The 13,764-nt window shown below is 65.2% G+C and carries 13 protein-coding genes; 7 read left to right on the forward strand and 6 right to left on the reverse strand.

The genetic code is table 11. The features are described 5' to 3' along the window. Positions 1 to 22 precede the first annotated feature (22 nt). Positions 23 to 478 (reverse strand): hypothetical protein, encoded by a 456-nt coding sequence (locus ACZ7LK_RS20570; protein ID WP_392275169.1) that lies wholly within the window; start codon positions 476 to 478, stop codon positions 23 to 25. Positions 479 to 606: 128 nt separating this feature from the next. After that, on the reverse strand, positions 607 to 1,506 hold the full coding sequence (gene rsmI, locus ACZ7LK_RS20575) for a 16S rRNA (cytidine(1402)-2'-O)-methyltransferase (RefSeq protein ID WP_392275168.1): 900 nt from the start codon (positions 1,504 to 1,506) through the stop codon (positions 607 to 609). Positions 1,507 to 1,558: 52 nt separating this feature from the next. Here rsmI and ACZ7LK_RS20580 point away from each other — a divergent pair, with 52 nt between their 5' ends. Continuing rightward, positions 1,559 to 3,292: a dolichyl-phosphate-mannose--protein mannosyltransferase gene (locus ACZ7LK_RS20580; protein WP_471142434.1), complete on the forward strand. Its 1,734-nt coding sequence runs from the start codon at positions 1,559 to 1,561 to the stop codon at positions 3,290 to 3,292. Positions 3,293 to 3,470: 178 nt separating this feature from the next. Here the strand turns inward: ACZ7LK_RS20580 and ACZ7LK_RS20585 are convergent, their stop codons facing one another. Both ACZ7LK_RS20585 and ACZ7LK_RS20590 read right to left on the reverse strand, forming a co-directional pair. Further along, the gene (locus ACZ7LK_RS20585) at positions 3,471 to 4,028 is read right to left on the reverse strand and encodes a hypothetical protein (RefSeq protein WP_471142437.1); all 558 of its coding nucleotides are present in this window, start codon (positions 4,026 to 4,028) and stop codon (positions 3,471 to 3,473) included. A gap of 140 nt (positions 4,029 to 4,168) precedes the next feature. Continuing rightward, positions 4,169 to 5,350: a GmrSD restriction endonuclease domain-containing protein gene (locus ACZ7LK_RS20590; RefSeq protein WP_471142440.1), complete on the reverse strand. Its 1,182-nt coding sequence runs from the start codon at positions 5,348 to 5,350 to the stop codon at positions 4,169 to 4,171. Between the two features lie 2,934 nt (positions 5,351 to 8,284). Here ACZ7LK_RS20590 and ACZ7LK_RS20595 point away from each other — a divergent pair. Next, positions 8,285 to 8,746, forward strand: a complete 462-nt coding sequence (locus ACZ7LK_RS20595) for a GntR family transcriptional regulator (RefSeq protein ID WP_471142443.1) — start codon at positions 8,285 to 8,287, stop codon at positions 8,744 to 8,746. A gap of 10 nt (positions 8,747 to 8,756) precedes the next feature. Next, the gene (locus ACZ7LK_RS20600) at positions 8,757 to 9,320 is read left to right on the forward strand and encodes an HD domain-containing protein (protein ID WP_471142853.1); all 564 of its coding nucleotides are present in this window, start codon (positions 8,757 to 8,759) and stop codon (positions 9,318 to 9,320) included. On the opposite strand, the gene ACZ7LK_RS20605 is transcribed toward ACZ7LK_RS20600, so the two are convergent. Both ACZ7LK_RS20605 and ACZ7LK_RS20610 read right to left on the reverse strand, forming a co-directional pair. Then, positions 9,308 to 9,781: an NUDIX domain-containing protein gene (locus ACZ7LK_RS20605; RefSeq protein WP_423550987.1), complete on the reverse strand. Its 474-nt coding sequence runs from the start codon at positions 9,779 to 9,781 to the stop codon at positions 9,308 to 9,310. The genes ACZ7LK_RS20600 and ACZ7LK_RS20605 overlap by 13 nt on opposite strands. A gap of 2 nt (positions 9,782 to 9,783) precedes the next feature. Then, positions 9,784 to 10,539 carry an XRE family transcriptional regulator gene (locus ACZ7LK_RS20610; protein ID WP_471142447.1) on the reverse strand — a complete coding sequence of 252 codons (756 nt, stop codon included), beginning with the start codon at positions 10,537 to 10,539 and terminating at the stop codon, positions 9,784 to 9,786. A gap of 570 nt (positions 10,540 to 11,109) precedes the next feature. On the opposite strand from ACZ7LK_RS20610, the gene ACZ7LK_RS20615 reads away from it, so the two are divergent. The 4 genes from ACZ7LK_RS20615 to ACZ7LK_RS20630 are packed head-to-tail and all read left to right on the forward strand — an operon-like array spanning position 11,110 to position 13,758. Then, positions 11,110 to 11,379, forward strand: coding sequence for a DUF6284 family protein (locus tag ACZ7LK_RS20615; protein WP_471142449.1), 270 nt, complete (start codon positions 11,110 to 11,112; stop codon positions 11,377 to 11,379). Then, positions 11,376 to 11,822, forward strand: coding sequence for a Pycsar system effector family protein (locus ACZ7LK_RS20620; protein ID WP_471142451.1), 447 nt, complete (start codon positions 11,376 to 11,378; stop codon positions 11,820 to 11,822). Before ACZ7LK_RS20615 ends, ACZ7LK_RS20620 begins: the two co-directional genes overlap by 4 nt. Then, positions 11,819 to 12,937, forward strand: a complete 1,119-nt coding sequence (locus ACZ7LK_RS20625; RefSeq protein WP_471142453.1) for a conjugal transfer protein — start codon at positions 11,819 to 11,821, stop codon at positions 12,935 to 12,937. The genes ACZ7LK_RS20620 and ACZ7LK_RS20625 overlap by 4 nt, the downstream gene beginning before the upstream one ends. After that, positions 12,934 to 13,758 carry a phosphoadenosine phosphosulfate reductase gene (locus ACZ7LK_RS20630; RefSeq protein WP_471142455.1) on the forward strand — a complete coding sequence of 275 codons (825 nt, stop codon included), beginning with the start codon at positions 12,934 to 12,936 and terminating at the stop codon, positions 13,756 to 13,758. Before ACZ7LK_RS20625 ends, ACZ7LK_RS20630 begins: the two co-directional genes overlap by 4 nt. Positions 13,759 to 13,764 lie beyond the last annotated feature (6 nt).

Raw genomic sequence — 13,764 nt, forward strand, 5'->3', positions numbered from 1 at the left:
GCCCGGGCCGGCCTCCCCGGGGTTATTTGCGGTGGAAGGCGTGGAGCAGGTCGGACAGGTGCCAGTGGTGCGGCTCCTTGGCGGACGGGGTGTCCGGCGGTGTCCCGGAGGCGGCCGTGGCCGTCGCCGGTGCCGTCGGGGCCGTCGTCGGTGAGCGCTCCTGGCCGAGGCTCGGCCCGGCCGCCCCGACGGAGCCCTTGCTGGGCTCGGCCTGCTGCTGGGCGAGCAGGTCGAGCACCGAGGAGACCTGACCGGCGCGCATGATGCGGACGACATGGCCTCCGCAGTTGAGGCAGGTGGGGTTGGAGAGCGGGGAGGGGACCCGCAGCCCGCCTTCGGCCTTGTAGACGACGAACTCGTGACCGCTGATGTCGGTGTGGTGCTCTATGTCGTAGGACTGTTCCCAGCCGTGCCCGCACTTCATGCAGGCGAAGGCATATGCCTCATGGCCGACCGGAGTGCTTGTGGTCTCGCTCATGCCAGCTCCTCTCCACTGAACCAGTGGACGCCTTCACGGGCGGGAGTGCGTAGGCACCTGCCGAATGATGGACCGCTTTTGGGGCTTCCCATGCCGGAAGGCCTGCCGCACGGTCTGGTCTTTGCCTTTCACGATAGTCCTTTACCGTCCACTGAGCCTTCGCGAGACGCGTTCTTTGCCGCGACGACGGCGTCGAAGACCTCGCGTTTGGGCAGCCCGGCCTCGGCGGCGACGGCGGCGATGGCTTCTTTGCGACGCTCCCCCGCCTCCTCGCGCACCCGCACCCTGCGCACCAGCTCGGCGGCGTCGAGCTCGGCGGGCCCGGTCTCGGGGGCGCCCTCGACGACGACCGTGATCTCGCCGCGTACGCCCTCGGCCGCCCAGCGGGCCAGGTCGCCCAGCCCGCCGCGCTTGACCTCCTCGTACGTCTTGGTCAGCTCCCGGCACACCGCGGCGCGCCGGTCCGCGCCGAACGCCTCGGCCATCGCGGCGAGCGTGTCGTCGAGGCGGTGCGGGGCCTCGAAGTAGACGAGCGTGCGGCGCTCGGCGGCGACCTCCCGCAGCCGGGACAGCCGCTCGCCGGCCTTGCGGGGCAGGAAGCCCTCGAAGCAGAACCGGTCGACGGGCAGCCCGGACAGGGCGAGCGCGGTCAGCACGGCGGACGGCCCGGGCACGGCGGTGACCCGGATGTCCCGCTCTACCGCGGCGGCGACCAGCCGGTAGCCGGGGTCGGAGACGGACGGCATGCCCGCGTCGGTGACCAGCAGGACCCGCGCCCCGCCCGCGAGGGCCTCGACCAGTTCGGGGGTGCGGGCGGACTCGTTGCCCTCGAAGTACGACACGACCCGGCCGGTCGTGTGCACGCCGAGCGCCTGGGTCAGCCGGCGCAGCCGCCGGGTGTCCTCGGCGGCGACGACGTCGGCCCTCTCCAGCTCGGCGGCGAGGCGGGGCGGGGCGTCCGCCACGTCACCGATCGGGGTCCCTGCGAGTACGAGCGTTCCGGTCACCGTTCCTGTCACGGGGGCCATCCTCGCAGCCCGGACGGGCGACTCGCACAGGCGCGTTCCCTACGATGGCGCGGTGACCAGTACTGCTCATAAGGCCCTGCACGGGCAGGACGCCGGTAGAGAGCCGCCGCCGTGGCAGCAGCGCCTGCGTCGTTTCGGCTACGTGCCACGGCCGGTGACGGGCCTGCGCGAGCGGTTGGTGCCTCCGTACGCCCGCCCCTCGGGGCGGCTGTGGACGATCCTCGGGGCACCGCCCGCCGTCGCCGAACGGCTGTGGCGGCTGGCCGCGTGGGGCGGGCCGCTGCTGGTGGCGCTCGTCGCGGGCCTGCTGCGGTTCTGGCAGCTCGGCCGGCCGCACGCGGTGATATTCGACGAGACGTACTACGCCAAGGACGCCTGGGCCCTGATCAACCAGGGGTACGAGGGGTCGTGGCCCAAGGACGTCGACGCGTCGATCCTGAAGGACCCCGGCGCGGTGCCTGTCCCCACGGACCCCGGGTACGTGGTGCACCCGCCGGTGGGCAAGTGGGTCATCGGGCTGGGCGAGCACCTGTTCGGGTTCGACCCGTTCGGCTGGCGCTTCATGATGGCGGTGCTGGGCACGCTGTCGGTGCTGATGCTGTGCCGGATCGGGCGGCGGCTGTTCCGGTCGGCGTTCCTGGGCTGTCTGGCGGGCGCGCTGCTGACGGTGGACGGGCTGCACTTCGTCATGAGCCGTACGGCGCTGCTCGACCAGGTGCTGATGTTCTTCGTGCTGGCGGCGTTCGGGTGCCTGCTGCTCGACCGGGACGCCGCCCGTGCCCGGCTGGCGGCCGCGCTGCCGGTGGACGCGGACGGGCTGCTGCGCCCGGACGGGGCGGTGGCGGAGACGCTGCGCCTGGGGTGGCGGCCGTGGCGGATCACCGCGGGGCTGATGCTGGGCCTGGCGGCGGCCACCAAGTGGAACGGCCTGTACATCCTGGCCGCGTTCGGGGTGATGACGGTGCTGTGGGACGTGGGCGCGCGCCGTACGGCCGGTGCCTACCGCCCGTACGCGAGCGTCGTGCGGCGGGACCTGCTGCCCGCGTTCGTCTCGACGGTACCGGTGGCGATCGGCACGTACCTGGTGTCGTGGTCGGGCTGGATCTTCACGGACAAGGGGTACTTCCGGAACTGGGCGGCCACGGAGGGCAAGGACAGTTCGTGGTCCTGGCTGTTCCCCGACTGGTGGCGCAGCCTGTGGCACTACGAGTCCGAGGTGTACGGCTTCCACGTGAACCTGACCTCGGGGCACACGTACGAGTCCAATCCGTGGAGCTGGATCGTGCTGGGCCGGCCGGTCTCCTACTTCTACGAGGACCCCCGCCCCGGCCGGGACGGCTGCCCCGCGGACGCCACGGAGAAGTGCGCCCGCGAGGTCCTGGCGATCGGCACCCCGCTGCTGTGGTGGGCGGCGTGCTTCGCCCTGCTGTACGTCCTGTGGCGCTGGTTCTTCCGCCGCGACTGGCGGGCGGGGGCGATCGCGTGCGCCGTGGCGGCCGGCTGGGTGCCGTGGTTCCACTACCAGGAGCGCACCATCTTCCTGTTCTACGCGGTGGTGTTCGTCCCGTTCCTGTGCCTCGCGGTCGCGATGATGATCGGGGCGATGCTGGGCCCGCCGGGCACCGACGGCGCCGCGGAACGCCGCCGCACGATCGGCGCGGTCGGCGCGGGCGTCCTGGTCCTGCTGATCGTCTGGAACTTCATCTACTTCTGGCCCCTCTACACCGGCCAGTCCATCCCGATGGACGACTGGCGCGACCGGATGTGGATAGACACCTGGGTCTAGCAGGGCAGACACAGCACGTGGGCGCGGCCGCCGGCCGCGCCCACGTGGTCGTTGTCGGTTGTTAGCGGGCGTCGTTGGCCACCCTCGGACGGCCCGGAGACGGCCCAGCGCTGGGTCCTACCGGGAGAAGACCCAGCTCGCGCGCTGCGGCCCTGCTGAATCATGCCTGCAGACGAAGCTACACGAACTCACGAAGCTTCTTTTGCACGAGACGATCGAGTTGCGGCAGCAGCTTCAGCACGGCGTCTACTGCCGCTACCTCATCTGACGGGGAAGGGAGACGCCTGATTCTTGAACGCCCTGCCCGGACAGACCGGCCTGAATACCTGCGCCAGATTTCGCGCCTGCTGAGATGCGCCGCATCTCCACGCTCAGTCCCGAAGGTTTTCAAGGCATCCAGCAGGTTGGGGTCCAGCAGGGACAGGTTGACGCCCACCCATCCCATGAGCTTGCGAATGTCGGCTGGCTTGATGCCGTTGTTGTTCTGCACAACGGACACCTCAATCCAGCGCACGACATCTGCAAGATTTAAACCGGCATATCGCCCCATCTCTCGGGAGTCTGCAAACCCAGAGTCGACGCCATCCTGCCCATCCAGGAAGCACTTAGAACGATAATGAGAAAGAGCAGAGGCCGCGGGATGGGTTACCTTCCCGAACTTGCCGAATATCTCCAAGCTACTGAGTAGCGCGCTCGACAGGACATCTTCCAAATATCTCTCGATCTCGGCGTGCATGAGCACCCGATAAGCGAGCGCCCTATCGTACTCTTCATCCGAGGGCGGCGCCCCCCAAGTGGATGAAGGTCCCAGCAGATTGACTCGCAGAACCTTTTCTCGATACTTAAGTCGCTTAAGGCGTCGAGTGATGCTGGCCACTAGTCCACCATCTTTGACAGAACGTCGGTAACACCCGTTACACTCTCAATCATCTCTGCCCAAAGATGGAAGCGACCTTGGACCGCGCCTTGGGACTTTGTAGTGGATGTGATGTACTGAGAGAACGGCGCGCTAAGGCATAGTTCCTTAGCGGCGGCGGCAACTGCCTCACCGTCCGAAAGGCAGGCATCCAGCAACTCTTCGTTTCGGAGAGATGCCGTTACGACATCAAAGAGTGGCGCGTTGAACCTGGGAAGAAATTTCACGCCGGTGTATCGAAAGAATGCCGTGCTACCGAAAACCTGAAAAGCTGCATCAATAGCCGCGTCAAGCTGCTGACCCATGCGCTCGTACTCGGATCGAACAACATCCCAGTTCCTACCAGCCCACTTTGCTTCCTCGTCCAGGAACTTCCGCAAGTTGCCGTGATAGTTGTTGTAGTTGCGACTGAAAGCAAAGTGACGCAAAGCCGTTTCAGCATCCCGCATGCGGAAATCGGGCTTTTTGATTCGACGCGCACGCTTCAAGGAGTTGGAATCTGCCGAGTATTCATCGAGCCACAGCATGAAGTCGTTCATATGTAGAGCTCGACGGAGCTCATGAGACGATAGGCTTACGCTATTCTGGTTGAGTCGGTGGAAGATTGCATGCAATGCCCGCTCGTCCGAATACCCTTGAACGACCACCGTCCTAATCGGCTGAACCAGCAGGTTTTCCCAGTGCTCACTAAGTTCGTTATCTTCCAGCACTTTCTTTAGGGTATTGCCTTGCAGGTCGGAGAGAATCTCCAACTTAGGGAACTTCCGTCGACTCTCGGGCTTCTGCAGATCGGCTGCGAACTTGAGGGCGAGCAGCCTCTGCTTACCGTCCAGAACGACGAACTTGTTCCTTGAACCCTGCTTAGCAGCAAGAACTAGTTGCGGGACAGGAATCCCCAGCATCAGAGACTCCAGAAAACGCCACGTTTTAGCCGAGTTCCATACTGGATTACGCTGATACGTCGGCGAGACATCAATCGCCCCGCGTTCCATCCGCTCGATCACCGTAGTGACCGACCAATCGACCGTGTATGTAGTAATGTTTTTGAAGATGGTTTCATCCGACCCGAGGTCCTCTTCGGAGTCTTCATCGATTTCATCTTCGATGTCGAGATCAGAGTAGATCTCTTCCTGCTTCTCCATTTACTCAGCCCACCTTTTCGATTCCAACCAGCCAACCGGCCGCCAGCAGATCAGAAAGTAGCGTATCGAAATGTACTGCGATCCGCGCGAGAACCAGGAAAGGTTGGCATCGTGACGGGCTGCGGCACCGGGGCAGCGCCGCTCGTCAGCCACCGCGCCCTGCGCAAGTGGGTCTGCGCTCGTCGTCCTCGCTTCAGGTCATGAGCACATGCGGCAACTCTGCATGGCTAGCCGGCGCAGACGGGGCACGTGCGTCCATCAACGCGTCGTAGGGCTGGTGTCGGACCTACCGTCGAGCAAGAGCAACACGTTGCACTGCGTGAGGTTGGTGCCGTTGCGGACGATGGTCAGGCCTTACAGCTCCGGGCCCAGGGGCCCGCTGCGAGCTGCGGAGACACCACGAAGCTCAGAGGGTAGGTCATCACCGTCCGCACGAGTCCAGAGCCAACGCTTCCACAGGGGTTGTCAGTTCTCCAGTGTCTCGATCGCACGTCCCCCAGCTCGCGAAGAAAGGTCGAAGCCGCGGGACAGGCGCTGCTGTTTCCCGGCATGATGGTCGCCATGCTGAATGGGGGTCGCGTGGGACGAGCCGTTGCCTTGTTCTTGAGCGCAGCACTGTGCCTGGGCGGGCTCGGGTGGACCGTCTTCGCTTTACAGCAAGTGAAGCTCGCCGACGCTGACAGTGCCGGAGTCCTGGCGGTGGGGCCTGGGGTGGTCGGGGCTGTTTTCGGTGGATGGTCGCTGTGGGTAGCAATGCGCGGCCTGCGTACTCAGCAGACTCCGGACATCTTGGCCTCTGAGCTTGCCCGAACGGTTCTCCGAATGGAAGGCGCTCAATACCGGCAACTACTAGGCAGCGGCCTTTCCGCGCCGAACGGAAGAATCGACCTAGCGTTCACATCCACGACAACCGGAATTAGCACAACACCATCCTCTGGAACTCTCGAAAGCATCACTGAGTATTACCGGGAAACTGCACCAGGAAGGTTGGTGATCACAGGGAGCTCGACGCAAAGTCAAGCCAATGACGCTGGCGCCGGAAAAACGGTACTTGCCGTGTCACTCATTCTTGGTCTAGTCGCGAGTCGAAGTGCAAGCGAACCGATCCCCATACGCCTAAGTGCTGCCGCCTGGTCGGGAAAGGAAATCCGAGAATGGCTGACTTGGCACCTCAGCAACGTCTATGGTGTTTCCCCACGCAACGCGATAAGGCTTGTTGACGCCGATCTAATCCTGCCAGTGATCGACGGCGTGGACGAGATGGATAGAGAGACCCCTGGATACACCTCTCGCGCAGCCAAACTAATGCGAGCGATCGAGCGGTTCGAGACCGGCGGCGAACTTTGTCCGGTAGTCATTACCTGCCGCTTGCCTTCGTATCTAGCCTTGATTAGCGCCGATAGCCAACCTAGCAATACTTCTCATATTTCTATCTGTGCAGTGGACGCAACGCGGGCCCTTAGATATCTTCAGCAGCGAGTTGCCTACACCCCTCTCGGTCAGCAACGGTGGCAACCCGTCCTTGATGCTTTGGCCGCAGCTTCGTTTGGTGGCTCCGACGTACGGCAAGAGAACCTATCACTGGCTCGGGCTTTGGACACACCTTGGCGCCTGACTCTAGTTGCCACAGTGTTTCAGGAGCGAACACGGACGGGCACATACGTGCGCGATCCCCGGACACTGCTAACGCTAGCCGCGGAGGGGAGTCTTTACAGTTATCTGCTCGATCGGTATATCGGCTCTGCCGTTGCTACATTGAATGAGGAAAGCCAGTCCCACGGCGATGAACGCAGAAGAGAAACACAGCGTTGCTATCAGTTGGAGGTGAAGAGAACACGAAGGCACCTCGAAGTTGTCGCACGATACCTAACTTCCAATTCGCAGTCAGGGTCGCCGCGAATCGTATCTGGGCGGACGCTTAGCAGCACAGATATCTCACTCCACGAACTGTGGCCCCTAGCAGGAACCCGACTTCCGAAGGTACTTGATCGAGTCCTGGCGACGCTATACCTGGGGATAGTCTTTTACGTTTTCTGGAGGTACGTAACTGCGGGCGAGAACGTAACGGGATGGGAGTATGCGGGGGCGGCTCCATTCGCTGCGAGCTGCATTTATCTGGGCATTGGCAGGTCATGGCCGTCGCCTCAGCGTCTCGAACTGCAACGCTTGAGGAACCGAACAACACGGCGCCGACTCGCACGTGAAGTGGTGCTAGCCGTCACCATCGGGCTTGTCGCCGGTCTGGCTGTAGGAACTTACAACGGATTCCGAGGTGGAATGCTGTCGAAATCGCTACAGGAAGGGGTCGCCCTTGGCTTGTATATGGGTGCACTAGTTGGAGTAACTGAACAGGTGAGGATTCAACTCATCATTAGGGGGGATAGCAGCGCCAGAGGTCCCCGCGATGTGATCCGCGGCGACTTGACAGCCTGGCTCCTCATCGGCTTCATCGGATTGGCAGCCACATCCGGCGTAGCCCTTAAAGAGGGTGATGCGAAACTACTTGTCTATGGTGCTGCATATGGATTCGCGTTGGCGTTCATCACTGGATCCGGGCGAGCCGCGTTGCGGTACTTTGCTTTTCTTCTCTGCATCTACCCTCGGCTTCCTTGGCGGCTTGGCCGATTCCTCGACAACTGCTATAAGGTTGGGCTTGTGCGAGTATCTGGCGCCTCGTGGCAGTTCCGACACCGCGAATTGCAGGACTATTTGGCCGACAACTCCGCGTAATCTACACATTCGCTGAGGTCTCACAGCCGGTAAGACGACACCCACTCGGGATCGCTACAATTTGCCCAGTGTTGGTCACCGGGGCTTCACCGTCACGTTGCTGACCTGTTCGAATGGCGGGTGGAGTGCCGGTGTCGCGGACACACAAGACGACAGAGCTGCCCGCGGCACTGCATCACGGTGGCTGACCAGAGGGGAGACGGGGTGTCGGAGCAGTCCAGCGCTCGGGGCACGTACCTGAAAGTCGCTGACGCAGTCAGGGCTCAGATAAGCGCCGACCCACGCATGACGCAGCTGCCGTCGGCCGCCGAGCTGATGGTTGCTCACAGCGTCTCGCGTGGCGTCGTACTGAGAGCCTTCAAGGTCCTTCAGAAGGAGGGACACGCGGAGCCTGTTCCGGGAGGTCGTTGGCGAGTTGTCCGGGAGGGCGAGCAGCACGACCGTCGGCCGCTTGCTGAGCGGGTCGCCGGGATTTTCTCAACCGACAAGGTTGAGGTGGGAGATCCGTTCCCGAGTGCGTCGGAACTGGCCTCTCGCTTCGGGGTGTCGCGGCCGACCGTGGCCAAGGCGCTGGACAAGCTGGAGGCTGAGGGGCTGCTCTCAGAGAGCCGCCAGGGCAAACCGCGGACCGTACTGGCCCTGCCGGGCCGAGAGGAGCGTCCTTAGCGTGACCACCGTGGGTCTGATCGAGTGGGCCTACCCGCTCGCCGAGTCACTGCTAGCCGAGCCCTTGCCACGTCGGTGGGCACACTCACAGGGCGTCGCTGAGCGGGCGCGGATCATCGCTCCCATCCTCGATCAGGATGCTGAGCTGCTGGAGGCAGCAGCCGTGCTCCACGACATCGGGTACTCCCCCGACCTGGCCAAGACCGGCTTCCACCCCCTCGACGGCGCTCGGTATCTACGGGACATCGCCGGCGCGGACGAGCGCGTCGTTCGGCTCGTCGCGCATCACTCGTGCGCCTGGATGGAAGCCGAGGCACGTGGCCTCCGCCACGAGCTGGAGAGCGAGTTCCCCAGAGACGAGGCCCGCCTGAACGACGCGCTCTGCTTCTGCGACATGAACACCACCCCCGACGGGACGCCCACGAACCCCGTCGACCGCGTGAACGAGATCGCTGGGCGGTATGGCCCCGACAGTCTGATTGGCACGTTCATCCGCCGGGCGGAGCCGGAGATCCTGGCCTGTACGGCTCGCGTCCTGGAGCGCCTCGCCGCCGTGAAGCGTCAGCCGATGTAGGGCGTGGCCCGCGTGCGGTCCATCGCGTGCTCGATGCGCAGCCGCATCGTCGGGTGGATTTCCAGCTCGGCCAGGTCCGCAGGGGCAACCCAGCGGACCTGAGTCGTTTCGTCGCTCGTACGAACCTCACCGCCGACCGGTCGGGCACGGAAGCAGATGGAGAACTGCTGCCTCGCCTCTCCGTCGTCGTACAGCATCACGTGCCCGGGGTCGGTGTAGATCCCGGACATGTTGATGACCTCGGCTTTGATGCCGGTCTCTTCCCAGACCTCCCGCACCACGGTGTCGCTGATGGACTCGCCTACATCGTGGCCGCCGCCAGGGAGTGCCCACCGGCCGTTGTCGGACCGCTGAATCATCAGGACACGCCCTGAGTCGTCCTGGACGAATGCAACGACAGAAGGCACGACCGAGTTGGCCGGCGGAGCGTCGGGGTCGTGCAGGTAGTCGATGCGTCCCATGCTCAGTCTCCCGTGAGGTCGTGTTTCGTCACCTGGCGCGCGCCTCCCCAGGTTTGTTCGATGCTATTCGCGTACGTGTCGAAGAGACCGCCGCCCGGCAGACGGCGCAGGTGGAGGACCGGGGCCAAGTAGGCGCCGATGCCGTACACGTGGGTGTTCACCAGCATCTCGTCGTCCGCCCGGAACAGCGAGTTGTACAGCGTCGAGTCGTGGAGCCTGAATCCGATGTCGGGGTGAGTTTCGAAAAGCGGCCGGTAGTTCATCAGCGCGTTCCGGATCTTGCCATCCATGATCCGATGACCTTCGTCTATGCCGCGCTGCTTCACCGCAGGGCAATCCGGGTCGCCCAACAGGATGCGAACCTGGATGCTGCTGGACTTCGCCCTGAGAATGTCCAGGAACACAGGGTCTTCCGACAGCCACAGGCCGGAGTACACGAGCACATCGAGGCGCCGCTCCGCTCGCGCGTACAGCTCTCGCCACAACCCCGCCGGAACCATGTGCCGGTGCGGGTAGACGGTCAAAATCTCCGCCTTGCTCAGGTCAGCCGCGCTCTCCACTGCGCGTGAGTCGTTCCAGAGCGTTGTCACGTCCACCTGGAGGAAGGACGCTGCGGCGTACTGATGACGCCGGTACGGGATCTTCCCCTGAGTGATCCAGCGCTCGACCGTCTTCGGGTTGACCTCGATGGCGTCGGCCAAGTCCTGAACAGTAGCTCCCCGCGCTAAGAGGGCCGACCGCAGACGCTCGTTAGACATCTCCACCCCCGTTGGGACGTCTTGGGAGCTCTTGACGGTAGCGAGATGGCCCCGAGCTGTCCACGGGTGAGGTGACCAACGCCCCTCACCTGCAGTGATTCTGATTGTGCGCCAGGAAGTCCCTGGCGAAAACCAGGAAGCTCCGCAAGCAGGCTTGACGCAGCACGATGCAGTACCTGTAATAGAGGTACTGCATTGGCATCGGGCCCACAGCGGTGGAGCTGATCGGCCGGGGTGCCCATGCGGGCTGCTCCGAACGCCCGGAGGGCTCCGCGTATGCGGGTCGGCTCTAAGGAAGCGCCGGTTCTTTGACAACTGAATGGGGATAACGCCGCCTCTCCTCGGCCAAGTAGGCGGCCACGCGGACTCCGCGTGATGTACAGCGCGACCCCGATCCCTCCGCAGTGCTGAGGTGCTGCGGCCGGTTGCCTCCCCTGTCCGTCCGGCCGGCTGGTCGTACGGGCGGGGCTGAGGGGAGCCGGATTCCTGGTTCCAACGGCGTGCGCCCCCGGTGCGGGAACACCGGGGGCGCTGTTCGGGCCGTTTCACCTGCTAGGGAGACCACGACCCATGGACCACATCGTTACTGTTCAGGACGCTGTTACCGCGTTCGCCGACTTCATGGAGCCGACGGACGCGGAGCTGGACGCGATCGAGCGGGAGATGTCCGTGATCCTCGCGGACGTCGACCTGCTCGACGCGCACATCGTCACCCTCGATCGCACGGCGACCGAGCTGGACGAGCGTCGCATCCGCCGGGCCCGCCGCCGCGCTCTGGCCGCCCGAGTCGCGCTGGTCAACCGCGCCGCCGGCACGAGCCTGCACGGGGGTGCCGCGTGAGCACCACCAACCGCAACCTGATCGTCGCGCACGCCGAGGTGAAGGCGGAGATCGCGCGGACAGATACGAAGACCGCACTGCTGCTGGCGTTCGTCGGGGCCGTCCTCGCCGGTACCTGGTCGCTCGCCCGGGGCCTGCCCCTGAACCGGCCCGTCATCGCCGCGGGCGGGCTCGGGTTGGTGCTGCTGGTGGCAGCAGCCGGGCTGCTGCTGCGCTCGACGCGCCCCAACCTGGGCGGCCGGCACGGCTTCCCCCTGTGGGCCACCCTCACCCCGGACGAGATCACCACCGCCGTCGCCCGGGACCTGGCCGCCGACATCGTCGGACTCTCCCGGCTGGCGGTCGCCAAGTTCATCTGTCTGCGTCGCGCGGTCGACCTCACCATGGCCGGTGGCGCCCTGCTCATCCTCGCGACCCTGCTCACGGCAGGGGGTGCCCGATGACCAGCACCAAACTGACCCGCGTACAGATCGGGGTCCTTGCGGCTGCGTTCGTGCCGATGCTGGCCACGGGCGTGTTTGGCGGGATCGGCACCTACAGCAACATCGGCCACGCCTACGGCAAGGGCACCGCGCTCGGTGCGCTCGCCGCCGGTGAGGGCGCCACTGCCGTCCTCGCCCTGGTCCTGCTGGGGCTGACCATGCTGGGCCAGTCCTCCCCACGGATCGTCCGGCTCGGCTTGTGGGCGCTGCCGGCCGCTGCCGCCGTCATGGGGGCGATGGCCGCCCCCGACCCGGGGCGGACCGTGATCTACGCCCTGACCCCGATGGGTATGTCCGTCTCGGCTGAGGGCATGGCATTTTTGGCCCGGCGGATCGTGGTGCACATCGATGGCCGCGATGTGGAGACCGAGCGCCGCACCGCCGATCTGGTGCAGGCGCTCGCCTATCACCGGGCCCGCGCCACTCAGCACCCGACCAGTCGGGTGCGGAAGCGTTCGGATCGGGCGTCGTGGCGGCTGGCTCGCAAAGTCGGGGTCGGGGACGTGGCGCTCGGATCGAGGCTGCTGGACGTGCAGCGCGACCGCGTCACCGCCGGTGCGGACGCCGCCCTCGCCTCGATGTTCGGCGGCACCGCCCCCTCCCTCGCCCTCGACTCCAACCCAGAGGCGAATGCGGAGGAATCTACCAAGACCAGTGTGAAACGGTCTACGGCTGACCTGCCCGGATCGCCCCCCGGCCCCGTGGTCACCCTCACCCGGCTCACCGTGCCCGCCCCGGTCGCGGTCGACCTGGGCAAGTCAACTCCGCCCCTCAAGCCGCTTCCGCCTGTCGCTCCTGCTCCGGTGGCCTCGATCGAGCGGCGCGCGGTGGCGGCAGAGTCGACCCGACCACGCCGCGCCACAGGTCGCGTGCCGGCGGCGGCGATTTCGACCCGCCCTAAGCGCACGCCGGATGAGTTGCTCGCCGAGGCGCGGGCTGCGACGGCGGACTGGCCGGACGCGAAGGTGACCGGTGAAGGCATCCGCCGCGCGGTGCGTACGTCGCCGGCGAACGCCCGCTCTCTGCGGGACACGATCCTTGCCGAGCGGGCCCGCGCGTTGGGGGTGGCGAAGTGACCACACCCACCGCGCGTGCAGTCAAGACGTTCAGCTTCGGTGGCGGGGTTCAGTCCATGGCCGCCCTGGTCCTGGCGGCCACGGGTGAGCTGGACTTCCGCACCTTCCTCATGGCGAACGTCGGGGACGACTCCGAGTACCCCGGCACCCTCGCCTACCTGCGCCAGTACGCCATCCCCTATGCCAACGCCCACGGCCTTGAGCTGGTCGTGTTGGACCGCGTGATGAAGCGCTCCGGTGAGGTCCGCACCCTCTATCAGGACCTGACCCGGGAGGGGTCGCGGTCGCTGAAGATCCCGGTGCGGATGTCGAACGGGGCCCCTGGCACCCGCTCCTGCACGGCCGAGTTCAAAATCAAGGTCATCGCCGACGAACTCAAACGGCGCGGCGCCACGAAAGAGGCGCCGGCCACGGTCGGCATCGGGATCAGCCTGGATGAGATCCAGCGCGCCAACAACCGGCGGTGCGAGCCGCACGAGCTCATCGAATACCCCCTGCTAGAGCGCGGCATCCGCCGGATCGACTGCGCCCGCATCATCCGAAGCGCCGGTCTGCCGGTGCCGCCGAAGTCCTCGTGCTGGTTCTGCCCGTTCCACCGGCCAGAGACCTGGCACGACATGCGCCGCGATGAACCCGAGCTGTTCGAGATGGCATGCCAGCTCGAAGAACTCCTCAACCGCCGCCGCGACGAACTCGGCAAGGACCACGTCTGGCTGACCCGGTTCAACCGGCCCCTGCGCAAGGCCATCCCAGACGGCGTGGACACGCTCCCGTTCGACGAATGGGATTCCGGCTGCGACTCCGGCTGGTGCATGACCTGACCTCAC

The sequence above is a fragment of the Streptomyces sp. NPDC039423 genome, assembly GCF_055598725.1.

Coding starts and splice junctions, on each gene's coding strand:
- ACZ7LK_RS20605 (WP_423550987.1), bottom strand. CDS start 9,781: ATGGGACGCATCGACTACCTGCACGACCCCGACGCTCCGCCGGCCAAC.
- ACZ7LK_RS20585 (WP_471142437.1), bottom strand. CDS start 4,028: ATGCACGCCGAGATCGAGAGATATTTGGAAGATGTCCTGTCGAGCGCG.
- ACZ7LK_RS20615 (WP_471142449.1), top strand. CDS start 11,110: ATGGACCACATCGTTACTGTTCAGGACGCTGTTACCGCGTTCGCCGAC.
- ACZ7LK_RS20610 (WP_471142447.1), bottom strand. CDS start 10,539: ATGTCTAACGAGCGTCTGCGGTCGGCCCTCTTAGCGCGGGGAGCTACT.
- ACZ7LK_RS20570 (WP_392275169.1), bottom strand. CDS start 478: ATGAGCGAGACCACAAGCACTCCGGTCGGCCATGAGGCATATGCCTTC.
- ACZ7LK_RS20590 (WP_471142440.1), bottom strand. CDS start 5,350: ATGGAGAAGCAGGAAGAGATCTACTCTGATCTCGACATCGAAGATGAA.
- rsmI (WP_392275168.1), bottom strand. CDS start 1,506: ATGGCCCCCGTGACAGGAACGGTGACCGGAACGCTCGTACTCGCAGGG.
- ACZ7LK_RS20625 (WP_471142453.1), top strand. CDS start 11,819: ATGACCAGCACCAAACTGACCCGCGTACAGATCGGGGTCCTTGCGGCT.